A 22,735-nucleotide genomic window follows, 5' to 3' on the forward strand; every position below is an offset into this window, starting at 1 on the left:
ATGCGTCCGGTGCCCGCCGGACATCTCTCCTGGAGGACGTATTTGCAAGCGCCACTTACTGCTGTGCTCCTCAGTTCCGCCCCCGCTGGGCTCTCCCCGTGGGGTTCCCTCTTGGAGTCGTTCGCCGGTGCCGTAGGTGATGTGCCGGCCCTGCTGGCCCTGGCCGTCGAGGCCGGACGGACGTGGCCGCGGCCCGGTGAAGGACGCACCGCCGTGTTGTGGGAGCTCCTGGCCTCCGTGGCTGCCACTGACGTTGCCGCGGCCCGGGTGCTTGAGCCGCACCTCGACGCCGTCGCCATCCTTGCCCAGGCCGGCCAGGCCTTTCCGGCCGTTCATCCCAGGCCGGATGGTGCCGCGGAAGCAGCGTGGGGCGTGTTCGCTGCAGAGGCACCCAACGCCAGGCTTGAGGCGCGCTCCGGAAGCACCGGCATTGTGCTCAACGGAATCAAGCCTTGGTGTTCACTTGCCGGCCGGCTGGACTGCGCCGTCATCACCGCGCACACGGACGACGGCGGCCGGGCGGCTTTTGCCGTCAGCCTTCGCCACCCGGGCGTGGCATGTGAGGAGCCAGACTGGATTGCGCGCGGCCTGCGGGAGATCCCCAGCGGTAGCGTGCGCTTCGACCAGGTCCCGGCGACGCCGGTTGGCGACACCGGCTGGTACCACAGCCGGCCCGGTTTCGCCTGGGGCGGGATGGGCGTCGCCGCCTGCTGGCTGGGCGGAGCAGTGGGGGTGGCACGGGATTTCCGTGCCGGCCTGCTGGCAGGTGCGGATAATGGGCGGGAGCCGGACCAGCTGGCGCTCGCGGCATTGGGCGAGGTGGACCGGACCATCGCCGCCGCCCTGCAGTACCTGGCCGGGACGGCAGCCCGCATCGACGACGGCACCCTCGGCGCCGACGGGAGCCAAAGCACCTGGAGCGAGGCCCAGCGCGTGCGCGGAACCGCTGCGGCCGCCGTCGAACGTGTCCTTCACCTCGTGGGCTCCCACCGGGGGCCGGGGCCACTCGCCTTTGATGAACCGTATGCCAAAAGGATGGCGGACCTGGCGCTGTATGTCCGGCAGCATCATGGCGCACGTGATGATGCCCAACTCGGCCGGCTGGCACTCAAGGGGGACTGCCCGTGGTGACCTTTTCCCACGCAGACCAGGGGACCGCCGAGGAAGCCTGGGCCCGGAGCGGACTGGCTGCTGTACCCGAACTGCCACTCGACGCGGCTGAGCTGGCGGGCATGCGCTTCGTGGTCGTGGCAGCCCATCCTGATGATGAAACGCTCGGCGCCGGGGGGCTCATGGCCTCGCTCGTAGCCCTGGGAGCCGAGGTGGAAGTCCTGCTGTGCACCGCGGGGGAGGGGTCGCACCCGGATTCGCCCACCACCACTCCCGGACAGCTGGCCGCCGTCCGGCTTGCCGAGTTTTCCGCGGCCCTGGCCGCCCTGGGCCTGGCGGACCGCTGGACGTTCCTCGGCTTGCCGGACCGTGGACTGGGCGGCCATGCCGAAGCGATCGCCACTGCTGTCCGGGACGCTGCACAGCGGCTGGCCGGCGCCCCGGACCGACTGGTCCTGGTGGCACCGTACCGGGCCGACGGCCACGGCGACCACGATGCCCTTGGCGCGGCCGCGGCAGAAGTGGCCCGGCGCGACGGCCACGCGCTCCTGGAGTATCCCATCTGGTTTTGGCACTGGGCCACGCCCCGGGACCGGGACTGGCGGCAATGGGTCCGCTTCCATCTGGACGATCCCGCCCGCACGGCCAAGAAGCGTGCCATGGAGGAGCACGCAACCCAGGTGCAGCCACTCTCACCTCTTCCCGGGGATGAAACGTTGCTCAGCGGGACCTTCCTGGAGCACTTCTCGCGTGGCTACGAGGTCTTCGCCTGGACGCCCGCGCCCACTTCGTCCGGACGGGCGCATTCCAGCAGCGACGCCGAACTGGTCTTCGACGGCGTCCATGACGGTACGGAGGATCCCTGGAACTACGGCACAAGCTGGTACGAGCGGCGCAAACGCGCGCTCACCCTTGCAGCCCTGCCGGCGGAATCCTATGAACGCGGCCTGGAAGTGGGCTGTTCCATCGGGACCTTGACGGCTGAACTGGCCACCCGGTGCCGGACCCTGCTGGCGGTGGACGCCAGCGGGACCGCAGTGCGCCGGGCCAGCCAACGGTTGGAAGGCACACCCGGGGTGCAGGTGGAACAGCGGGTCCTTCCCGGCTCCTGGCCCGGAGGAGTATTTGACCTGGTGGTGGTTTCCGAAGTGGGTTACTACCTGGCCCCTGAAGAGCTGGCCCAGCTGTGGGACCGGGTGGAGGCCACCCTGGAACCCGGCGGAACGCTTCTCCTGTGCCACTGGCGGCATCCCATCACCGGTTGGGAGCTGGATGGGGACACCGTCCACACGCTGGCCCGGGAAAGGCTGGGATGGCGGACGGCCGGGCTTTACCAGGAACGCGACTTCGTGCTGGAAGTCCTGGTCGCTCCGGGCGGCGGGGCGGCGGGATGATGCCGGCCGGTCCGGGGGACGATGCATCAAGCCCGCCTGTCCAAGCCGCCAACGGCATCCAGCACGTTGCGGTGGTCATTCCGGCCCACAACGAGGAGCAGCACCTGGAACGGGCGCTCACTGCGGTCAGCTGCGCGGCAGACCGGGTCGAAGCGGAACTGCCGGATGTTGCCGTGCAAGTGGTGGTTGTCCTGGACGGCTGTACCGACCGGTCGCCAGCGGTTGCCGCGCGGGTGGCGGCCGGGGATCCGCGGTACCTGCTGCTTCCCGTCAGCTTCGGGAGCGTGGGAAGAAGCCGGCAGGCCGGCGTCAGGGCCGCACTGGAGAACTCAAGCAGGTGCACCCAGGATGGCCGGGCGGCGGGGCATTCCCCGCAGGAGACCTGGCTGGCCAACACGGATGCCGATTCCTGCGTGCCGTCACACTGGCTGGTGCGGCAACTGGAACTCGCTGAACTCGGTTTCGATGTTGTCCTTGGCACCGTGCAGCCGGACCCCCATGGAATGCACCACGATCTGTTGGCCCGCTGGCATGCGCGGCACGCCGGCACCGAGGACCACACCCATGTGTACGGTGCCAACCTTGGAGTCCGTGCCTCTTCCTACCTCGCTGCAGGGGGCTTCCCCGGCGTCGATTTCGATGAAGACCAGGCGCTGGTCCGCAGGCTTCGAAGCAGCGGCGCGGGCATCGTTGCCACCGACACCACACGGGTCCTTACGTCAGGACGGACGGTGGGCCGGGCGCCGCACGGGTTCGCCGCGTACCTCCTGGCCCTGGCGCAGCCATAGGGCACTGCGCAGCCGTAGGGCGGGGCGGAGCCATGGGGCACTGCGCAGCCATAGGGTCGGGCGGAGTCTTAGCAGCGGCATCTGACCCAAGAGCTGCCCCGGCATGGAAAAGGGCTGCTGCCGTACGGCAACAGCCCTTCGTTCCGGGACTTAATCTCGCGTGACTGCGTCAGTGACCTTCCCGGGCGCAGGCTTCAGCCGGCGCTTCCGCTTCGTGTCAGACCAGGTCCGGAGCGCTGGCAACGATGTAGTCCGCCGCAGCTGGTCCGGTCATGGAGAGGTTATTGCTGTCCGGGTTGATTCCGGCATCGTGCAGGGCCTCCCAAAGAGCTTCCGGCGGCTGGAGTTCTGCCTTGTGCAGGAGGCACCAACTTGTGTAAAGGCCGTAGAGCTCGTCGCGCCTGAGGCCCAGCCCGGGCTCCCTGTCCGCGACAACTGCTTCGGCAAGAAACTGTTCAAAATGGGTAGCAGGCATGTCCGCTCATTAAGGGTCGACACTGATTCCGCCGTCTGCTTCAGCGGCCTTGCCCGGTTTCCAGGGGATCCCGGCGAGGTAATCAAGAAATTATTGCAGTTCTGTGTGCTTGTCCAGTTGGACCCGGCCGGGTTGCACCGTGGCGGGGCACACCCTGTACAGTTGCGCGGCGAACAGCGGTGGGAGGCTTCCGGACGGGTTTGAGGGGGCCGACGGCGACTGGGGGGACTGGCCTCGGTCTCAGAAGAGGCCATCTCACCGCCGACCCCGTATTACCCCGGAGTTACTTCATCCCGGGAAAACCAAACAGGACCTTCAAGATGAATTTTCCTCCATCTCGAAGGTCCTGCCTAGTCCCCCTGGGCAGCGGCTGGGCCTGCCTGCCTAAGCGTTCCCGCCTGGCCGGGCGCCGCCGTCGGGCTCCCCGTTGCCGGCCCGGTGCTGCACCTTCTCGCGGACCCTGTCGCGGTGCCGCTCGCCTGGCCTCACTTCGTTCTGTTCATTCCCGGCACCTTGCCCGTCGGGGTTATCGCCGGAATCATCCTGCCCGTTCTCCGAGGCATACTGCTCCCGAAGTTCACGGCCGTGCTTGATGTCCTCTTCGATCTGCTTCTGCAGCTTCTCGCTTTTCTTGGTATCCCGCGGCGGCAGCTGGATGGTTTCCTCTGCCTTGATACCGGCCTGGAGTTCGCGGCCGCGCTCCACCTCGGCGTCGAATTCAGCGCCGAAAAGAAGGGACATGTTCAGGATCCACAGCCACAGCAGCATGATGATCACGCTGCCCAGTGCACCGTAGGTCTTGTTGTAGTTGCCGAAGTTGCCGACGTAGAAGCCGAAGCCCAGCGAAGCGATCAGGAAGACAAACAGGGCAATCCCGGACCCCATGCTCATCCACCGGAATTTGGGCTGCTTGACGTTGGGGGTGGCGTAGTACAGCACTGCAATGATGGCGATGATCAGCGCGATCATGACCGGCCATTTGGCAATGTTCCAGACCATGAGGAAAGGCCCGCTGAGGCCGATCAGCCCGCCCACTGCCTCCGAAACCGGGCCACTGAGGACCAGCATGCCGGCCAGCAGAGCCACGATAACCACGGCCAGTAGCGTGACGCCAAGCATGGTGCCGCGAAGCTTCACGAACGCGCGTCCCTCGTCCACCTCATAAACCCGGTTCATGGCCCGGCCGAAGGCTCCGACGTATCCGGACGCCGACCACAGGGCGGTTACAAGCCCGATCACCAGGGTGAACCCGGCCGCCGGGGCGCTGGTCAGTTCAGCTACCGGTCCGCTGATGGTGTTGACGGTCTCCGCCGGGGCGAAGCCGCGCACGATTTCCAGCAGGGCGTTGGTGGTCTTCTGCGGATCCCCAAAAAGGCCAAGGAGCGAAACCAGTGCCAGCAACGCTGGGAACAGCGAGAGGACGGCGTAATAGGTCAGGGCCGCCGCCAGGTCAGGGCATTGGTCCTTGGTGAACTCCCGGAGCGTCTTCTTGGTTATGTACTTCCAGGAAGGCTTATCCAGGTCCCTCGGGCTGGCAGGTTTCCTTGAATCGTTTGGATCCGGAGCCTGGCCCGCCTTGGCGGTGCTGGTCTCGGAATCGTCGTGAGTGGCCATGGGGAAGTCCTCTCAATCAGGGGCCAAGCGGACAGGCCGGCCCGCGGATGGCGGTGCCGGCCTGCCAATCAAACTGATGCCTTACGGTGCCGCGGTGGGCTGATCAGGTGTTTTGGATGGTGTCTTTGGCGTCGGTCGCGCGGTCTTTGACGTCGGTGGCTGCGTATTGGCCTTCGGTTTTGACGTTTTGGGCGGCGTCGGTGGCGGTGGCCTTGACGTTTTCCATGGCTTCCTGGGCGGGTTCCTTGAGGTCCTGGGCCATGGTTTTGGCGGCGTCGGTGACCTGGGTTGCCAGGGGCTGGGCTGCGGTTTTGAGTTGGTCCGCGGCTTCGCGTTCTTTGTCGCTGGCGGGGATCAGGGAGGAGATCAGCATGCCGGCGCCGAAGGCGATGAGGCCGGCGGCCAGGGGGTTGCCGGCGGTTTTGGCTTTGACCTGGTCGGGGGCGTGGGAGACGGCCTGGCCGGCGTCGGAGAGTTTCGCGGAGACGGTGTCTGTTGCCTGGTGCAGGTTGTCTCCTGCGGTGTGCATGGCGTTGGTGGTGTGCCCGGCTCCGGTGGCGGTGGTGTTGTGGACTTTGGTGCCGGCGGTGTCTGCTGCTCCCATGATTTTCTCCTTCACCCCGGTCACGGCGTCGCGGACCTTGTCGGTTTGGCGGTGGACGATGTTGGACGGGGTGACTTTATCGGCCACGGCGTCCACGTTGGTGCCCAGGCGTGCCCGGGTGGCTTCTATGTCTGCGCGGATGACGTCAGGGTTGTCGCTCATCGGTTTACCTCACCTGGTTTTAGGGTTGGGGGAATTTCTGAGAGGGTTTCGCCGGTTTGGGGCAGGCCCTTGATCTGTTTGAGTTCCTTGCGGCCGGTGGAGGCCAGGACGGCGGCGATGATGGCCCAGATGACGGCGACGATCAGCGCGGCCCAGCCCAGGGCCATGATGGCGCCCAGGGCCCACATCAGGGCCAGGGAGAGGAAGAGCAGGACGAAGTGGCCGCCGATCCCGGCGCCGGCGAGCATGCCGGCGCCTTTGCCTGCGCGGGAGGTGGATTGTTTGAGTTCGGCTTTGGCCAGTTCCACTTCCTGGCGCATCAGGGTGGACAGGTCACGGGTCACGTCCCCGAGGAGGTCACCGAGTGAGGCGTTGTCCGCTTTCACATGCGCCGCGCTGGGCGGCGGCTCCGGAATCTGGCTACTCATCACAGACCACCCGTCTGGCCGCCCCGGGTGCGGTCCTGGGTGAGGGGATCGTTTGCCATGGGATCGTCGGCGAGGGCGCGGTCGCGCAGCGGGTCGTCGGAGAGCTGGTTTCCTGACCAGGGCTCCTCCACGAGCTGCGGGCTGTCCAGGCCGCTGGCCGGACCTGCTGCTTCCGGATAGCTGCTGCCCGGTGCGCCGCCGTCGTATCCGGCCGTTGTGGTGGCCGGTGCGGGCAGCTGGACCGGCGGGGGCGGAACCGTCCCGCCCGCAACGGGGTATGACTGGTTGTACTGGTCGCCGTAGGTGGCGCCGGAGTACCGGCCGGACAGGCCCGCTGCACCGGTGCCGGCAGTGGATGTTTCGGGAGGACCTGCGGTGAGGCCGCGGGTGAGGCGTCCGGCGAGGACGCCGGCGCCGGCAGCGAGGAGCAGGAAGGTTCCAGGCCGGTTGCGGGCGAACCGCTGGACCTCGTTCAGGAGGTCACCCGGCTCCCGGTTTTCCAGCCAGGTGGCCATCGAGGAAGTGCGCTCTGCCGCCTGGCGGACCAGGTCGCCGGCCATGCCCTGCTGGTCCGGGGCGCTGGCCATGCTGTGCAGCTGGGTGGAGATGTTGCGGATGCCTTCCGCGGCCTTCTGCTGCTGGGTGCCCGCCTGGCTGGTGAGGCCGGACTTTGCCTGGTGCAGCAGGTCCTGCGCATTGGCCTTGGCCTCATGCGCCACGTTCGCGGCTTCTTCCTTCGCCGTCTGGGCTACATTCTGTGCCGATCCCGCTGCGGTCCGGGCAACGTCGGCTGCTTCTTCCTTGGCTGCGTCTTTGCGGGACGTGCCGTAGGCATCACCAGCCTGGCTGCCGCCGGCAAGGGGAGCAGCGGTTGAGGGGAAGGTGGCGGGCTCCCGCTCGCCAGGGATTCCTGTATTGGCCGGGGGAGCCGTGTATGCGGGATCCTCGGGCCATTGGTTCTCTGTCATCTTCGCTCTCTTTCCAAGAAGGCCGGTTGTTGATCAAGAACCAGCAATACTGGCCGTAAAATGATAAGCATGATTACTAATGAAAGGTAAGTACCCTTGCTAAGCGAGTTATAACCGTTCCAAAAATGTCAGCCGGAATGGCGAGGGCCTGCCCGGTCACAACGAAGTGGAAAGTGGTGGGAAACGTGGATACAGCCCCATGGGTATGGGTGATAGTTGCCGTTGTTGTGGTGGTACTGATCGTGCTGCTGCTCCTGGCCGGTGGAAGGCGCCGGAAAGCCATGCAGGAGAAGCGGGACCAGGAGCACCGGGAAAAGGCCGCCGAGATCCGGCGCGAAGCCGAGAACATGGAAATTGACGCCCGTGAACGTGAGGCCAAAGCCATCCGGGCGCGCGCGGACGCCGAGCAGGCGCAGGTTGACGCTGCACGGCTGCGCCAGGAAGCAGAAAAGCGCAGCCAGGAAGCCCAGTCCCTGCGGGGTGACGTTGCCAGCCGTGCACGGAAGGCGGACGAACTTGATCCCGATGTAGGGCCCGATGGCAGGCGGCAGGAGCGCCCCGTTGTTCACGACGCCCGGGACGAGCGCCGCGAAGGATATGACGCCGGGCAGGGGCGTCCTGTAGTGAATGATGCCCGGGAGGATCGCCCTGTGCTGAATGACGCCCGGGACGAGCGCCACGAAGGACATGACGCCCAGCATTTTCAGGGCAGTGAGGTCAACCGTGACGGGCGCGGTCCGGCCCACGCGGGTCCTGCCCGGGACATGGGCTCAGACATGGGCGGGGATGCAGCTTATCCCGGTGCTGGGAGCGCGGACACCGGCCGTCGCGGGCGGTACGACTCTCCTGACGCCGGTGGTGGCCTTGGCGGGCACCATGACGCTCCGGCGGCGGGTGCCGAAACCGGGATCCCTGAGGCCGAGGCTGAGGCTGGGCGGAGGCGCCAGGCGGACGCCAGGGACGCTGCCGCCGGGCATGGCGTCCGGGATGAGCGCGGCGAGGGCGACCCTCGAACCGGCATCTGAATGCACCGGCATGTGAACGCGCAGCCGTATGAACGCGCTGCCATCTGACGCGCAGCCGTGAAAGATGGAGGCCGCCGCCATTTTGGTGGCGGCCTCCAGCGGTTGGCTTTAGGAGCGGCGCGGCTTCAGAGCGGGGGAAGGGCTGACTCCTTCCCCCGTTCCCATGCCCGCAAGCAGTTCCTTGACGGCATCGATCGACGAGACTTTCGGCTCCCAGGCCAAAATGCGTTCCGCGCGGCTGGTGTCCATGATGGGGGCGCCTGCGGCCATCTCCACCCACCCCGAATCGGTGGGTTGCACCCGGGCGCGCCACGTCAGATCAACGACTGCATGGAGCAGCGCCATGGGGATGGGGAGGATCCTCTTGGCGCCAAGGATGCGCCCCAGTTCCTGCGGCGTCAGGACCGGCTCGGCGGCGATATTGAAGGCTCCGCTGGCACGCTGGTCCACCACCCGCCAATAGGCCTCGGCGACATCGTCGGCATGGACTGCCTGAAATACCAGGTTGTCCGGGACGGGCAGTATCGGCAGCCATGGCTTGGGCGGCACCAGCCGGGACAGGACGCGGCCGAGGAAGTACCTGCCGATTTCAGCCCCCGCGTGTTCCTGGAAGATGAGAGCCGGCCGCAGCCGCGCGACGGCGATGCCCGGGTTCGCGGCCATGAAGCCGTCCAGGAGCTTCTCCTGTTCGGCCTTGTGCCGGCTGTAGTGCGAACCGGCCATTCCTCCCGCCGGCCACGACTCGTCCCTGCGCTGGTCCTTGCCCGACTTGCTGTAGGCGCCCACCGAAGAGGCGCAGACAACCTGCTTGACTCCCGCCCGGCCTGCGGCATCCAGGACGTTTCTGGTTCCCATGACGTTGGTCCGGTGCAGCATGTCCAGGTCCCGGTTCGGCTGGATCTGCCACGCCAAGTGGACCACCGCATCAACCCCGTCCAGCGCCTGCTCCAGCCGGGGAATGTCCCGCTCCAGGCCCACATCCAAGGTGTGCCAGTGCACGCCGGCGTAAGGCTCCCGGGACGTGTCGGGAAGCCTGCGGCTGATTCCCACCAGCTCCAGGCTTCCGGGCTTTCTCTTCAGCTGGCGCTGCAGGTTTCGCAGCAGTGCTGTTCCCGCATTTCCGCTGGCTCCGGTGATGGCAATGCGCATGACGAGACTCCTAGGCGGGTTGGTCCGGTTGCCGTTTACATTCCGAGCTTATAGCGGAGAAGGATTGTTTTATAAGCAAGCTTATGATTTCCTACTTCTAAGTCTTGCCGCAGGCTTTCGGAACCAGACCGAGGGAAACCACACTCATGCCCGAATCCTTTGCCGCACTAGCCGTGGACGCTGCGCCCGTCCCCCATCCACAGCCGGTATCCGTATCCCAGCAAACCCCTCCCGCCACCTCAGGGCGGCTCCGGGAGGCGTTCGAAAACGACCTGGTCCTAAGGTACCTGGACCTCGCAGAAGCTCTCGCAGCGCGCTTTGAAGCCCGTGGCAGGGAGCGGGCTGACCTGAACCAGGTGGCCTATCTGGGCCTGGTGAAGGCGGCGCGTGGTTTCGACCAGGCCAAAGGGGAGAGCTTCCCCGCCTACGCCGCGCCCACCATCACCGGCGAACTCAAGAGGTACCTCCGGGACCGGACCTGGGTTGTCCGCCCGCCACGCCATATCCAGGACCTGAGGACCCGCCTGTTCCGGGCGGAGCCGGAGCTGACCCAATCCCTGGGCCGCAACCCCAGCGTTGCGGAGCTGGCCGGGGAGCTGGACAGTGACCCGGCAGAGGTGCAGGAGGCCATTTCGGCGTCCAGCAGCATGCACCCCGATTCCCTCGACGCCGTGAACCCGAACTCGGATGCACCCTCCATCGGCGAGGTGCTGGCATGCCCGGAAACTCCGCTGGAACGGCTTGAAGAGCTTGCCTGCCTCCGTGAGGCGATGCAGGACCTGGACGATTCCGACCGCGAACTTCTGTACCGGCGCTACTTCTGCGAGGAAACCCAGGTGCAGTTGGGAAAGCGGCTGGGAATGTCGCAGATGCAGGTCTCCCGCCGCCTGGCCAAGGTGCTGGTGGAACTGCAGCGCAGGCTGGAGGAAAGCACGCAATCCGGGAGCCCGGAGGCCACAGCCGGCAACGGAACGCCAGGCCGCGCCGTACGGCCAGGCCACCCGGCCGGCCCCGTTGCACCGTTCCACCGGACCGGGAGGGCCGGGCATGCCGGCGCTCCCGTCAAGCGCGTGGACCGGCGCCACGGCGGTACCGGGACCCGGTAGCAGCCCTGCTGCGCGGCACTGCACAAACCCTACATCTTGCCTGCTCAACTGCGTCTTCGTACGCCGCTGCCGCAGCCGGAAAGCCCGCGGCCTTGTTTAGGAGCAACAGCAGGAGGGAACTGGTTGGTTATGGGAAGCTCTGAAATGTCCAAGCTCCGGGCTGTCCTGTTCGACCGGGACGGGACCCTGGTGATCGATGTGCCTTACAACGGTGACCCCGGCAAGGTACGGCCCGTAGCAGGCGCCAAATCAGTGCTTGACGGCCTGCGGGCGGACGGAATTGCCACCGGGGTGATCAGCAACCAGTCGGGTATTGCCCGCGGCCTGATTACGGCCGACGACGTGGCAAAGGTCAATGCCCGGGTGGAAGAACTCCTGGGACCGTTCGATGTGTGGGAGGTCTGCCCCCACGCGGAGCATGACGGCTGCTCCTGCCGCAAACCCGCTCCGGGCATGGTCCACAGCGCCTGCCGCAAGCTGGGAATCCACGAATCGGAGGCAGCCCTCATCGGGGACATCGGTGCCGACGTCGGGGCAGCAGAGGCTGCCGGCGCCATCGGGGTCCTGGTCCCCACGCCCGTAACCCGTGCCGAGGAGGTGGCCGCGGCGCGGCTGGTCGCTTCCGATCTGGCGTCCGCCGTAAGCCTGCTGCAGGAGACGCCCTGATGGGGCGCGTCCTGGTGGCCCGGCTGGACAGCATGGGCGATGTCCTTCTGGCCGGCCCCGCGGTCCGCGCGGTGGCCAACGGCCGCGCCCAGCACGGCGGCAGCACCAACCATGTGGTGATGCTGTGCGGCCGGCAGGGTGAAGCGGCCGCTGCCATGCTTCCCGGCGTCGCCGAGGTCTACAGCTGGGACAGCCCCTGGATCATGAATCCGGCACCCCGGATGACCGGCCCGCACGCGGACCGGCTGATCGAATACGTCCGAAATTCCCGCATCACCGAAGCCGTTATCCTCACCTCCTTCCACCAATCACCCCTGCCGTTGGCCCTGTTGCTGCGCCTGGCGGGCGTGGAGCGCATCACCGGTGCCTCCACCGATTACGCCGGCTCGCTGCTTGACGTGCGCCTGAAACCGGGGGAGGACTTTCCCGAAGACCAGCCCGAAGCGGAACGGGCGCTGGGCATCGCCGAGGCCGCAGGCTTCCGGCTCCCTCCGGGCGATGACGGAAAGCTGCGCGTCAACTCCGTGACCGAAGTGGCAGCGCTCGTGGGTACGGAGCCCTATGTCGTGGTCCACCCCGGAGCGGCAGTTCCTGCCAGGGCGTGGCCTCCTCTGCACCATGCGGCCGCCGTCGAGCTCCTCCAGGGTGCCGGCTACCGCGTCGTGGTGACCGGCGGTCCCGGCGAGACGTCGCTGACGGCCACGGTGGCGGGCCCCTCCGCCCTGGACCTCGGCGGACGGACCGACCTTGCCACCATGGCAGGCGTCATGGCCGGCGCCGATGCCGTCATCAGTGGCAACACCGGCCCGGCCCACCTGGCAGCCGCGGTGGGCACACCCGTGGCGTGCCTGTTTTCACCCGTGGTCCCGGCCATCCGCTGGGCGCCCTACGGCGTGCCCCTGGAACTCCTTGGGGACCAGAACGCACCCTGCCGCATGTCCCGCGCCCGGGTATGCCCGGTTCCCGGCCATCCGTGCCTCGACTCTGTCTCGCCCGAGGAAGTCGTGGCGGCCGTGGAACGCCTGATCAGCGGAGTGAGCTCCTTCAGCACCCACGTCAGCACCCGTAGAAAGGCCCGCAACAGATGAGAATCCTGCTCTGGCATGTCCACGGTTCCTGGACGGACGCTTTTGTCCGCGGCCGTCACGAATACCTGCTTCCCGTCCTGCCCGAAGGCGGGGCCTGGGGACTGGGCCGCGCCGGCAGGGACTGGCCGGAATCAGTGCGGGAGGTGGACCTGGCGGCCCTCGACGGCGACGCCGTGGACGCCGTCGTCCTCCAACGGCCCGAAGAAATCGACGAAGTGGCCCGGGCCCTGGGCCGGATCCCCGGCGTCGACCTGCCGGCCGTGTTCGTGGAACACAACACGCCCAAAGGCAACTTCCCAAACATCAGCCATCCGCTCGCCGACCAGACCGTGATCCCGGTGGTCCACGTGACCCATTTCAACCGGTTGGCGTGGGACAACGGCGCCGCCCCCACCACGGTAATCGAGCACGGGATCCCGGACCCTGGACAGCTGTATACGGGCGAGCTGCCCGAGCTGGGCGTCGTGGTCAATGAGCCCGTGCGGCGCGGGCGGGTCACAGGGACGGACCTCCTGCCCGCCTTTGCCTCCGTGGCGCCCCTGCAGGTGTTCGGCATGAAGACCGACGGGCTCGCGGCAGCCACCGGAATCGGGGACGCCCGGCTGACGTCCCGCGGCGACCTCAAAACGCGGGACCTGCACCGCGAGCTTGCGCGCTGCCGGGTCTACGTCCACCCGATGCGCTGGACCTCGCTGGGGCTGTCCCTGTTGGAGGCCATGCACCTGGGAATGCCCGTGGTGGTGCTTGCCGCCACGGAAGCCCCCAGGGCAGTGCCGCAGGAAGCCGGCGTGGTCTCGGCAGACATGGATGAGCTGCTCCGGTGCGCCGGGCGCCTGGTCGCCAATCCGGATGAAGCCCGACGGCGGGGACTCGCCGCCCGGGAGGCGGCGCTGGAGCGTTATGGCCTGGGCAAGTTCCAGGACCGCTGGGATGAGCTCCTGGCGGACCTGCGCAGCCGGCCCCGGCACTCCGTCAACGAGCGGCCGGACGAGCGGATCCTCGTCCCGGCGCGGGAGAGGAAGACCCCATGAAAATCGCGATGATTTCCGAACACGCCAGTCCGTTGGCGGCACTGGGCGGGGTGGACGCCGGCGGCCAGAACGTTCACGTGGCCGCGCTGTCCGAGGCCCTTGCCAAGCGGGGCCACCACGTCACCGTCTATACCCGCAGGGACGCAACGGAGCTCCCCGAACGGGTCCGGGTAGGACGCGGCCTCGAGGTGGTCCACGTTGACGCCGGGCCCGCCCGCCACGTGCCCAAGGACGACCTGCTGCCCTACATGGGGGAACTCGCGGACGGGGTGGCCAGGGACTGGGGGCAGCGGCCGCCGGATGTGGTTCACGGCCACTTCTGGATGTCCGGCCTGGCTGCACTGGACGCCGCCAGGCGGTCCGAGACCGGATACCGCGTCCCCATGCTCCAGACCTTCCACGCCCTGGGTACCGTCAAACGCAGGCACCAGGGCGCCGAAGACACCAGCCCCGAGGAACGCCGCTGGCTGGAACCGGGAGTGGGACGTTCCGCGGACCGGATCATCGCCACCTGTTCCGACGAAGTCTTCGAGCTAAAGGCCATGGGCATCGCCACCGGAAAAATCTCGATCGCGCCCTGCGGCGTGGACCTGAACTTCTTTTCGCCGGAGGGGCAGGTGGCCGCAAGGAAGCGCCGCTACCGCATCCTGTCGGTAGGGCGGCTGGTGCGGCGCAAGGGCGTCGACCTGGTGATCCGCTCGCTCCCGTACCTCAAAGCGGCGGGATTCGAGGACGTCGAACTCCTGATCGTGGGCGGCGGCGGGGACTCCACCGTGATGCACAAGGACCCGGAAATCCGCCGCCTGCTGGACCTTGCCGCCGAGCTCGGGGTATCCGGACACGTGACGCTGCAGGGACAGGTGCCGCGGGCCGAAATGCCGGGCATCTTCCGCAGCGCCGACGCCGTGGTGTGCGCGCCCTGGTACGAGCCCTTCGGCATCGTGCCGCTGGAGGCCATGGCGTGCGGCGTTCCGGTGGTGGCTGCTGCAGTGGGCGGCCTGCGGGACACCGTGGTGGACCACGCCACCGGCCTGCACGTGCCACCCCGGGATCCCGAAGCCATTGCATCGGCCCTGTCGCTGCTCCTGGAAAACCCCACCCTCAGGGCAAAGCTGGGCCAGGCCGGAGAGCGGCGTGCCCGCACCCGCTACTCCTGGGACCGGGTGGCCGCGGAAACGGAAAAGGCCTACCAGCTTGCCGTGGCCGGGGCGCCGGCCAGCGCTTCAGCCGGAATCGTACCGATGGAAGGAGCCGCACTGTGACCGCTGAATCAACCCTGCGCGAAGCAGACCTGCGCACCCTGACCGCAGCCCCGGCACTGCCTGCGGTGCTCCCCGGCGCCACGTTCGTTGATCCCGCCAGCGCCGACGCGGTCCGCCTGCACCTGGACAACGTGCTTCCGGCGCTGGACTCGCTGCGCAGCCAGTCCGGCCGGCTCGCCGCCTGGGGCGTGGAGCTGGCACAGCGCCTGCTGCGCGGCCAAAGGCTCCTGGCTGCCGGCAACGGCGGATCTGCCGCCGAGGCGCAGCACCTGACCGCGGAACTGGTGGGCCGGTTCGACAGCGAACGCGTCCCCTTCTCCGCCATCTCCCTGCACGCCGAGTCGTCAGCTGTGACCGCCATCGCCAATGACTACGGCTACGACGACGTCTTTGCCCGGCAGATCCGCGCGCACGGCCGCTCCGGCGACGTGCTGATACTGCTGTCCACCAGTGGGAAGAGCCCCAACCTGCTGCGGGCCGCGGACGTGGCCGCCCGGCTCAACATGACCACCTGGGCGCTGACCGGCGCCGGTCCCAACCCGTTGGCGGACGCCTGCGATGAGGCAGTCATGATCGACGCCCTGAACGCCAACGCCCAGGAAGGGCACCTGATCGCCCTGCACGCCGTCTGCCGCGCCTTCGACCTCGAGGTTGCCCGGCACACGCCGGCCCCCTTCCCCGGGATGGCAAACGGGGGCAGGCCATGAGGATCGTCGTCGTGGGTGACGTCATGCTCGACGTCGACCTCTCCGGTGAAGCCACCAGGCTCAGCCCGGACGCACCCGTCCCCGTCGTGGACATTTCCGGCGTCCGCCGCCGTGCCGGCGGCGCAGGACTGGTGGCGCGCATGCTGGCCCAGGACGGCTGGCCCGTCACCCTGGTGACAGTGCTGGGGGATGACGACGCCGGCAGCCAGTTGCGCACGCAACTCGCTGGAGTGCAGCTCGTGGCAGGAACCAGCGGCTACCCGTCGCCGGTCAAGACCCGGGTGCGGGCAGGCTCCCATCCGGTGGTCCGCTTTGACCAGGGCTGCGAACGGACTCCCATCCCCGACGTCAGCCCGGCCATGCTGCGCGCAGTGGAAGAAGCCGGTATGGTCATCGTGGCCGACTATGGCAGGGGACTGGCGGCCAACCCGCAGCTGCGCGGGCTGCTGGGCCGCCTGGCCGGTTCGGTGCCCATCGTGTGGGACCCGCACCCCTCAGGCCCGGAACCGGTACCGGGGGTTGCCGTAGTGACACCGAACATTTCCGAAGCGACCAAGGCGGTCCAGGCCGCCGGCAACGTCCCCACCTCGGTGGAGGGTGTTGCGCAGGTCCTGCTGGAGCGGTGGCGCAGCCAGGCCGTCCTGGTGACCAAGGGCGAGGAAGGGGCGATCCTGCTGCAGCAGGGGGATGCCTCTTCCCGCGCCGTTCCCGCCCCAAGGGTGGAAGCCGGGGACCCCTGCGGAGCCGGCGACCGCCTGGCGGCCGGCCTGGCAGTGCACCTCCTGGCCGGCCGAGGGCTGCCCGAAGCGGCGGCCCTCGCCGTCCACGATGCCGCCGACTTCCTGGCGGCCGGAGGCGTGTCGGCGCTGCCCGATACCCAGGGGCAGGATGCGGACCCGGACCACCAACGTGGTGCACCGGGCCGCGGCCGGCGCACCACCGAACCGCTGCTGCTGGCCCGCTCCGTGCGCGAAAACGGTGGGAAGGTAGTGGCCACCGGCGGCTGCTTCGACCTGATCCACGCCGGCCACATCAGGTCCCTCGCCGCCGCCAGGGAACTGGGGGACTGCCTCATCGTGTGCCTCAACTCGGATGATTCGGTGCGGCGGCTCAAGGGCCCGCAGCGGCCCATCATCGGCCAGCACGACAGGGCCGAACTGCTCCTGGCGATGGAATGCGTGGACGCGGTGATGGTCTTCGACGAGGACACCCCCGAAGCCGCCCTGGACCGGCTCCGCCCCGACATCTGGGTCAAGGGCGGCGACTACAAGGGAGCCCGCCTGCCCGAGGCCGACCTGGTGGAAAGGTGGGGCGGCCGCTGCCTCACCGTTCCCTTCCACCCCGCCCGCTCCACCACAGGCCTGGCGGACGCACTCGCCAAGGTCAGCTGAACTTCTCTTCGCATTGTCTTGTTTTCCCCATTGAAAGGAACACCATGACCGCAGAATCAACCGCAACTGCCGCCACCACGCCCGGACGCGTCCTTGTCACCGGAGGTGCCTCCGGACTGGGGGCCGCCGTCGTCGAGGCCGTCCTTCGCTCCGGCGGGACGCCGGTGGTCCTGGACCGCGAAATCAGCACCGTCTCGGGGGTGAAGGCGTTCGAAGTGGACGTCGCGGACCGCGCGGCCGTGGAGCACGCGGTCCGGGAAGCCGCCGAAACCCTGGGAGGCTTGGACGCGGTGGTCACTGCTGCCGGGATCGACCGCTGCGGCAAGCTCGCCGACGTCGAAGCCACCGAGTGGGAAAAGGTCATCGGGGTCAACCTGATGGGCACCGTTTCCGTGGTGCGTGCGGCCCTGCCCTACCTCAAGGAAACCCACGGCCGCGTGGTCACCGTGGCATCCACCCTGGGCAAGCGCGCCGTGGCCGATGCCACCGCGTACTGCGCCTCCAAGTTCGGCGTGGTGGGGTTCAGCCATGCACTGGCCGCGGAAACCGGCGGCGAAATCGGCGTCACCACCATGATCCCGGGCGGCATGAAGACCCGGTTCTTCGATGACCGGACCGAGCAGTACAAGCCGCAGGACGATTCCCGGCTCAACGACCCCGCCAACACGGCGCAGGCCATCCTGTTCGCCTTGAACCAGCCCACCGGCTGCGAGGTCAGGGAAATGCTGATCTGCCACGAGGAAGAAGGCTCCTGGCCCTAAGCCGGGTACCGGCCGCCACCCGCGCCACAGCAGGACCACCAGCACCCACATGCCAGCAGCGACATACCCACACCGAAAGGCGGGAGGAACACCATGCCCACCACAGCCACTGAAACAACCGCAGGCAAGGAAACAGTCGGGGACGCCGGCATCACCATCCAGGACCCGCGGACCGGTGAAGTGCTATGGACGGTGCCCCAGGCGGGCCCGGATGCAGTGAATGATGCCGTGGACGTGGCCCGCAGGGCTGCGCCCGGATGGGCAGCGACAGCGCCGGCCGAGCGTGGTGCCGCCCTCCGCGCCGCCGCCAAGGCGCTTGATGCGGCCGCCCAGGAGCTTGCCGGGCTGAATGCCAGCGAAACCGGGCGGCCGGAAGCGGAGGCCCTGGCGGGCATCGCCGCCGCCGTGTCCACCCTGGAACAATATGCCGAACTGGGCCCGGTGCACCGCGGCCACAGCCTCCGCGGCAGCCGGCTCGCCTCCGACTACACCGTTGCCGAGCCGCGCGGCGTGGCCGTATTGCTGACCCCCTGGAATGATCCGGTGGCAGTGGCCTGCGGCCTGATCGGGGCCGCCTTGGTGACGGGCAACGCGGTCATCCACAAGCCCAGCGAGCGCTGCCCCCGGCTGGGCGAGGCGCTGGGCGAAGTCCTGGCACCGGCCTTCCCTGCCGGCGTCTTCCTGACCCTCTCCGGCGGCGCGGACGTGGGGGCAGCCCTGTCACAGGCGGAGGTGGACGTGATCGCCCACGTGGGTTCCAGCGCCTCCGGCGCCCGGATCGCAGAAGCGGGGGCCCGCACCGGCGCACACGTCATCCGGGAAAACGGCGGCAATGATCCCCTGCTGGTGGACCGCGACGTGGACCCGGCGTGGGCTGCGGAGCAGGCTGCCATCGGTGCGTTCGCCAACAGTGGGCAGATCTGCACTTCCGTGGAACGCATCTACGTCCATAAAGACATCGCTGCCGCGTTCTGCAGCGCCCTGGAGGCCGAGGCCGCACTGCGGAACAGCAACGGATCCGTGGCGCCGCTGGTGGACCTCCGGATGCGGGACGCCGTCCACGGTCACGTCGCCGAGGCCCTGGGCCAGGGCGCCCGCGCCGTTGAAGGCGGTTCGCTGCCGGACGGGCCCGGCTCGTTCTACCCGGCCACCGTGCTCCTCGGCTGCACCGAAGGAATGCAGGTCATGACCGAGGAGACGTTCGGACCGGTGGCCCCGGTCCAGGTGGTGGACACGTTCGACGACGGCCTGCGCCTGGCATGCAGCGGCAAGTACGGACTGGCCGCCACCGTCCTGAGCAGCAACATCGCGCACATCCAGCAGGCAGTGGCCGCGCTGCCGGTGGGAACAGTCAAGGTCAACGCGGTCTTCGGCGGCGCTCCAGGCGGCGCGGCCCAGCCCCGCGGCGAGAGCGGCGCCGGGTTCGGCTACGGACCCGAGCTGCTGGACGAATTCAGCCAGGTCAAGGTGGTCCATATCGCAGTGCCCCCGGCGCCGGAGCCTGGCGCCGGACCCGTCATCGATGAACAGGACCTGCCATGAGCACGTCCCCGGACTCCAGTGACCTCTCCACCCAGCGGGCATTGACCGACCGGCTGCCCGGCAGGCTGGCAGCGGAACAGCCATCGATCCTGGTGATCGGCGACGTCATGCTCGATGGCTGGTGGAGCGGCAGCATCGAACGGCTGTGCCGCGAAGCCCCCGCACCCGTGGTGGACATCCAAACCCGCGAATCGGTCCCCGGCGGGGCGGCCAATACCGCCATGAACCTGGCGGCCCTGGGGGCGAAGGTGGCGGTGGCCGGCATCATCGGCACGGACGACGCCGGTGAGGACCTGCGCGGGCAGCTTGCCGCGGCGGGCATCGACGTCCAGCACCTGCAGTCCCATCCGGACATGGTCACCACCACCAAGATCCGCATCAGCAGCGGCGGCCAGGTGATGCTGCGCCTCGACGACGCGGCCAGGGCTGTCCCGGCCGACGCCCTGGACGCGCTCGCCGCCTCGGTGCGTGCCGCCGTCGGACACCGGGACGCTGTCCTGGTGTGCGACTACGGGACCGGGGTGGTGGCGGACCCCGTCCGCACGGTCCTGGCCGATGTCCTGGGGACCGGCACTGCCGGAAAGGACCGGCCGCTGGTGGTGGTCGATGCCCACGACCCGCGGGCATGGGCCGCGCTGCAGCCTGACCTGGTGACCCCGAACGCACAGGAAACGGCGCGGCTGCTGGACCGGAAGCTCCCGGAGGGACAGGCGCGGGTGGAAGCCGTGGCTGCCGAGGCGGGGGCGCTGCTCCAGGGCACCGGCTCACGCGCCGTGGTGGTCACTTTGGACCGGGACGGAACCGTCCTGCTGACTCCCGACGGCGTCCGGCACCGGACGTGGGCGCGGCCGGCTGCGGAGAAACAGGCATCCGGAGCGGGCGACACGTTTGTCGCTGCCCTGACGCTGGCCCGCGCGGCCGGCCTGCCGCTGACCGCCAGCCTGGACCTGGCCCAGTCGGCGGCCGACGTGGTGGTCCACCAGCCGGGCACCTCAGTGTGCAGCACCGCCCAGCTCAGCCGGTACCTGGAAGCCTTCGCCGATACTGCCCTGAGCGCGGACGAACTGGAGCGGCAGATGGAGCTTCACCGCGCCCAGGGCCAGCGGATCGTGCTGACCAACGGGTGCTTCGACGTCCTGCACAGCGGCCATACCCGGTACCTCAACCAGGCCAAACAGCTGGGCGACATCCTGGTGGTGGCGCTGAACAGCGACGATTCCGTCCGCCGGCTCAAGGGGGCCGGCCGGCCCATCAACAACATGGCGGACCGGGCAGCGGTGGTGGCCGCGCTGAGCTGCGTGGACTACGTGACGGTGTTCGATACCCCCACGGCCGCGCCGCTGATCCGCAGGCTCCGGCCCGAGGTGTACGCCAAGGGCGGGGACTACACCCCCGAGATGCTGGCGGAAACCCCCGCGGTGGAGGAGTACGGCGGCCGCGTGGCCATCCTGGACTATGTGGCGGAACGGTCCACCACCGCCGTGGTGAACCGGATCCGGGACGGCCAGGGGGCTGCCAGCCCTGCCACCTAGGCCCCGCCAGCCAGGGCCTGTCACATAGGGTTGAAGCATGACTGAAGCGGATCACGGGTAATGGGCAAACGCGGAAAGTCAGGAGGCAGGGCCGGCCGCCCGGCAGCCGGTGTGGTCGAGGTGCCCAAAGGATCAGTGGTGAACGGTCCGGTGGAGGGCGTCTACTACATCGACACCGGCGATTGCGAGCTGATCGCCGACCAGGACAACTCCACCGGCTGGCTCCTGAAGATCAACGGCGTCATGAGCTCGCACATCGACCTCGCCGACCCCCTGTTCCTGGACTTCGAGTACATGCGGTGGATGGCGGCGCTCATCGAGTCCCGCTGGCCGCCGTCGGCCGCGCACAAACTGCGCGGGCTGCACCTGGGCGGCGGCGCCTGCTCCATGGCCCGCTACTTTTCCGCCGCCTACCCGGACGCACGCCAGGTGGTGGTGGAGCTGGACGGGAAGCTCGCCGAGTACGTGCGCGGCTGGTTCGACCTCCCCAAGGCGCCCCTGCTGCGGATCCGCGTGGGGGAGGCCCGCGCCGTCACGGAAACCCTCACTGCCCAGACCAGGGACTTCATCATCCGCGACGTCTTTGCCGGCGCATTCACCCCCCGTCCGCTGACCACCGCCGAATTCACCGCGCATGCCAAGCGGGTTCTGGCCCCCGGCGGGCTCTATGTCGCCAATTCCGGCGACGCACCGGACCTGAAAAACGCCCGGGAGGACGCCGCCACCATCGCGGCGGCCTTCAAACACACCGTGATCATCGCCGATCCCGCCATGCTGAAGGGCCGGCGGTACGGAAACATGGTGATGGCCGGCAGCGACGCGCCCTTCGGCGACGATCCGAAGCTGCGCCGCCGGCTCCTCGGCGGGGCAGTCCCGGCACACCTGTGGGACGACGCCCAGGTGCGGGCATTCGCGGCGGGAGCGCCGGTCCGCCACGACCCACCCCCACCGCCATCGATTGCTGAGTAACTGCCGTTTTCGGCGGTCAAAACGGCAATTACTCAGCAATCGACGGGCTTAACCCTTGCCCAACAGCGCGCCGCGGTGCTCGGCCATCCGTTCGCGGAGTGCCTGCACGACGGCGGCCACCGCGGGGCGGCGCAGCGAATCCGGGCGCAGGACCATCCAGTAGGGGAGCAGTTCGCCTATCTTGTCAGGCAGCAGGCGGACCAGGTCATCGTGGAGGTCGGCCATGAAGCACGGCAGGAACCCGACGCCCGCGCCGGCCCGGGTCGCCTCCACGTGGACGAACACGTTGGTGGAGGTCAGCCCGTCCTTCATGGCGGGAACCAGCCGCCTTGGCGCATCCAGGTCGTCCACCTGCAGCATTGAGTCCACGAAGTAGACCAGCGGGTGCCCGTTCAGTTCTGCCACGGTGGCCGGTGTCCCATGCTCCGCAAGGTAGGCGCGGGAGGCGTACATGCCCAGGCGGTATTCGCCCAGCCGGATGGCCTCCGCGCGGTGCACCTGCGGCTCGCCCACCACCACCTCGATGTCCAGCCCGGACCGCTGCTGCAGTGCCCGGCGGGTCATGGTGACTACCTCCACGCTCAGGCCCGGGTGGTCCCGGCGCAGCCGCGCCACGGCCGGGGCGGCAATGTAGGCGCTGAAGCCATCGGTCGCGGTCATGCGCACGACGCCGGCAACCGGGTCGGGTGCCTGGCCGGCCGGTCCCAGCGTGCCCAGCACCGCCTCCACCTGTTCGGCCGCCCGCACGGCCCGTTCGCCGAGCTCCGTCAGCTCCCAGCCACCCGCGGCGCGGGACAGCACCCGGCCGCCCAGCGACTTCTCCAGCGCGGCGATCCTGCGCGAGACCGTGGTGTGGTTCAAGCCCAGGGCCTGGGCCGCCGTCGTGAATCTGGCGGAGCGGGACACCGCCAGAAGGACCAGCAGGTCATCAGGGTTCGCATTCATATCTGCAATTGTGCACAC

The 22,735-nt window shown here is 68.5% G+C and carries 22 protein-coding genes; 15 read left to right on the forward strand and 7 right to left on the reverse strand.

Going from position 1 to position 22,735, the window contains the following annotated elements:
* Positions 1-63 precede the first annotated feature (63 nt).
* From MRBLMD1_RS08940 to MRBLMD1_RS08950, 3 genes are read left to right on the forward strand one after another with little or no spacing between them, the layout of a single operon-like run.
* Entirely contained in the window at positions 64-1,131 is a 1,068-nt protein-coding gene (locus MRBLMD1_RS08940; protein WP_414703676.1) for a hypothetical protein, read from the forward strand.
* Positions 1,125-2,504 (forward strand): bifunctional PIG-L family deacetylase/class I SAM-dependent methyltransferase, encoded by a 1,380-nt coding sequence (locus MRBLMD1_RS08945; protein ID WP_364398916.1) that lies wholly within the window; start codon positions 1,125-1,127, stop codon positions 2,502-2,504. Before MRBLMD1_RS08940 ends, MRBLMD1_RS08945 begins: the two co-directional genes overlap by 7 nt.
* Positions 2,501-3,292: a glycosyltransferase gene (locus MRBLMD1_RS08950; protein WP_364398918.1), complete on the forward strand. Its 792-nt coding sequence runs from the start codon at positions 2,501-2,503 to the stop codon at positions 3,290-3,292. Before MRBLMD1_RS08945 ends, MRBLMD1_RS08950 begins: the two co-directional genes overlap by 4 nt.
* Positions 3,293-3,509: 217 nt before the next feature.
* Here MRBLMD1_RS08950 and MRBLMD1_RS08955 read toward each other — a convergent pair whose 3' ends face one another.
* The 5 genes from MRBLMD1_RS08955 to MRBLMD1_RS08975 all read right to left on the reverse strand — a co-directional run bounded on the left by MRBLMD1_RS08955 (position 3,510) and on the right by MRBLMD1_RS08975 (position 7,543).
* Positions 3,510-3,767: a hypothetical protein gene (locus tag MRBLMD1_RS08955; protein WP_159630312.1), complete on the reverse strand. Its 258-nt coding sequence runs from the start codon at positions 3,765-3,767 to the stop codon at positions 3,510-3,512.
* A 384-nt stretch (positions 3,768-4,151) separates the two neighbouring features.
* Positions 4,152-5,381: a YihY/virulence factor BrkB family protein gene (locus MRBLMD1_RS08960; RefSeq protein WP_275182358.1), complete on the reverse strand. Its 1,230-nt coding sequence runs from the start codon at positions 5,379-5,381 to the stop codon at positions 4,152-4,154.
* Positions 5,382-5,484: 103 nt separating this feature from the next.
* Positions 5,485-6,147, reverse strand: coding sequence for a DUF3618 domain-containing protein (locus MRBLMD1_RS08965; RefSeq protein WP_364398921.1), 663 nt, complete (start codon positions 6,145-6,147; stop codon positions 5,485-5,487).
* On the reverse strand, positions 6,144-6,575 hold the full coding sequence (locus MRBLMD1_RS08970; protein WP_224023990.1) for a phage holin family protein: 432 nt from the start codon (positions 6,573-6,575) through the stop codon (positions 6,144-6,146). The genes MRBLMD1_RS08965 and MRBLMD1_RS08970 overlap by 4 nt, the downstream gene beginning before the upstream one ends.
* On the reverse strand, positions 6,575-7,543 hold the full coding sequence (locus MRBLMD1_RS08975) for a hypothetical protein (protein WP_364398923.1): 969 nt from the start codon (positions 7,541-7,543) through the stop codon (positions 6,575-6,577). The genes MRBLMD1_RS08970 and MRBLMD1_RS08975 overlap by 1 nt, the downstream gene beginning before the upstream one ends.
* A 185-nt stretch (positions 7,544-7,728) precedes the next feature.
* On the opposite strand from MRBLMD1_RS08975, the gene MRBLMD1_RS08980 reads away from it, so the two are divergent.
* Complete coding sequence (locus MRBLMD1_RS08980; RefSeq protein ID WP_364398925.1) at positions 7,729-8,568, forward strand: hypothetical protein; 840 nt, start codon at positions 7,729-7,731, stop codon at positions 8,566-8,568.
* Positions 8,569-8,676: 108 nt separating this feature from the next.
* Here MRBLMD1_RS08980 and MRBLMD1_RS08985 read toward each other — a convergent pair whose 3' ends face one another.
* Positions 8,677-9,717 (reverse strand): NAD-dependent epimerase/dehydratase family protein, encoded by a 1,041-nt coding sequence (locus tag MRBLMD1_RS08985; protein WP_364398927.1) that lies wholly within the window; start codon positions 9,715-9,717, stop codon positions 8,677-8,679.
* Positions 9,718-9,863: 146 nt separating this feature from the next.
* Here MRBLMD1_RS08985 and MRBLMD1_RS08990 point away from each other — a divergent pair, with 146 nt between their 5' ends.
* From MRBLMD1_RS08990 to MRBLMD1_RS09040, 11 genes are all read left to right on the forward strand, one after another.
* Entirely contained in the window at positions 9,864-10,823 is a 960-nt protein-coding gene (locus tag MRBLMD1_RS08990; RefSeq protein ID WP_364398929.1) for a sigma-70 family RNA polymerase sigma factor, read from the forward strand.
* 129 nt (positions 10,824-10,952) lie between these two features.
* Positions 10,953-11,489, forward strand: a complete 537-nt coding sequence (locus MRBLMD1_RS08995; RefSeq protein WP_224024588.1) for a D-glycero-alpha-D-manno-heptose-1,7-bisphosphate 7-phosphatase — start codon at positions 10,953-10,955, stop codon at positions 11,487-11,489.
* Positions 11,489-12,577, forward strand: a complete 1,089-nt coding sequence (locus MRBLMD1_RS09000) for a glycosyltransferase family 9 protein (protein ID WP_159633790.1) — start codon at positions 11,489-11,491, stop codon at positions 12,575-12,577. The genes MRBLMD1_RS08995 and MRBLMD1_RS09000 overlap by 1 nt, the downstream gene beginning before the upstream one ends.
* Positions 12,574-13,608, forward strand: a complete 1,035-nt coding sequence (locus tag MRBLMD1_RS09005) for a glycosyltransferase (RefSeq protein WP_364398932.1) — start codon at positions 12,574-12,576, stop codon at positions 13,606-13,608. Before MRBLMD1_RS09000 ends, MRBLMD1_RS09005 begins: the two co-directional genes overlap by 4 nt.
* Positions 13,605-14,870: a glycosyltransferase gene (locus tag MRBLMD1_RS09010; protein WP_364398934.1), complete on the forward strand. Its 1,266-nt coding sequence runs from the start codon at positions 13,605-13,607 to the stop codon at positions 14,868-14,870. Before MRBLMD1_RS09005 ends, MRBLMD1_RS09010 begins: the two co-directional genes overlap by 4 nt.
* Complete coding sequence (locus MRBLMD1_RS09015; RefSeq protein ID WP_364398936.1) at positions 14,867-15,577, forward strand: D-sedoheptulose-7-phosphate isomerase; 711 nt, start codon at positions 14,867-14,869, stop codon at positions 15,575-15,577. The genes MRBLMD1_RS09010 and MRBLMD1_RS09015 overlap by 4 nt, the downstream gene beginning before the upstream one ends.
* A complete protein-coding gene (locus MRBLMD1_RS09020) occupies positions 15,574-16,968 on the forward strand; it encodes a PfkB family carbohydrate kinase (protein WP_364398938.1) in 1,395 nt (464 codons plus the stop codon). Before MRBLMD1_RS09015 ends, MRBLMD1_RS09020 begins: the two co-directional genes overlap by 4 nt.
* A gap of 44 nt (positions 16,969-17,012) precedes the next feature.
* Positions 17,013-17,729, forward strand: coding sequence for an SDR family oxidoreductase (locus MRBLMD1_RS09025; RefSeq protein WP_364398940.1), 717 nt, complete (start codon positions 17,013-17,015; stop codon positions 17,727-17,729).
* 93 nt (positions 17,730-17,822) lie between these two features.
* The gene (locus MRBLMD1_RS09030; RefSeq protein ID WP_364398942.1) at positions 17,823-19,271 is read left to right on the forward strand and encodes an aldehyde dehydrogenase family protein; all 1,449 of its coding nucleotides are present in this window, start codon (positions 17,823-17,825) and stop codon (positions 19,269-19,271) included.
* On the forward strand, positions 19,268-20,803 hold the full coding sequence (rfaE2, locus tag MRBLMD1_RS09035) for a D-glycero-beta-D-manno-heptose 1-phosphate adenylyltransferase (protein WP_364398944.1): 1,536 nt from the start codon (positions 19,268-19,270) through the stop codon (positions 20,801-20,803). The genes MRBLMD1_RS09030 and rfaE2 overlap by 4 nt, the downstream gene beginning before the upstream one ends.
* Positions 20,804-20,863: 60 nt before the next feature.
* Positions 20,864-21,772, forward strand: a complete 909-nt coding sequence (locus MRBLMD1_RS09040) for a spermidine synthase (protein ID WP_364398946.1) — start codon at positions 20,864-20,866, stop codon at positions 21,770-21,772.
* 48 nt (positions 21,773-21,820) lie between these two features.
* On the opposite strand, the gene MRBLMD1_RS09045 is transcribed toward MRBLMD1_RS09040, so the two are convergent.
* Positions 21,821-22,717, reverse strand: coding sequence for a LysR family transcriptional regulator (locus MRBLMD1_RS09045; protein WP_224024609.1), 897 nt, complete (start codon positions 22,715-22,717; stop codon positions 21,821-21,823).
* Between the last annotated feature and the right edge of the window lie 18 nt (positions 22,718-22,735).

This window comes from Pseudarthrobacter sp. LMD1-1-1.1 (genome assembly GCF_040676255.1).
Taxonomy (GTDB): domain Bacteria; phylum Actinomycetota; class Actinomycetes; order Actinomycetales; family Micrococcaceae; genus Arthrobacter.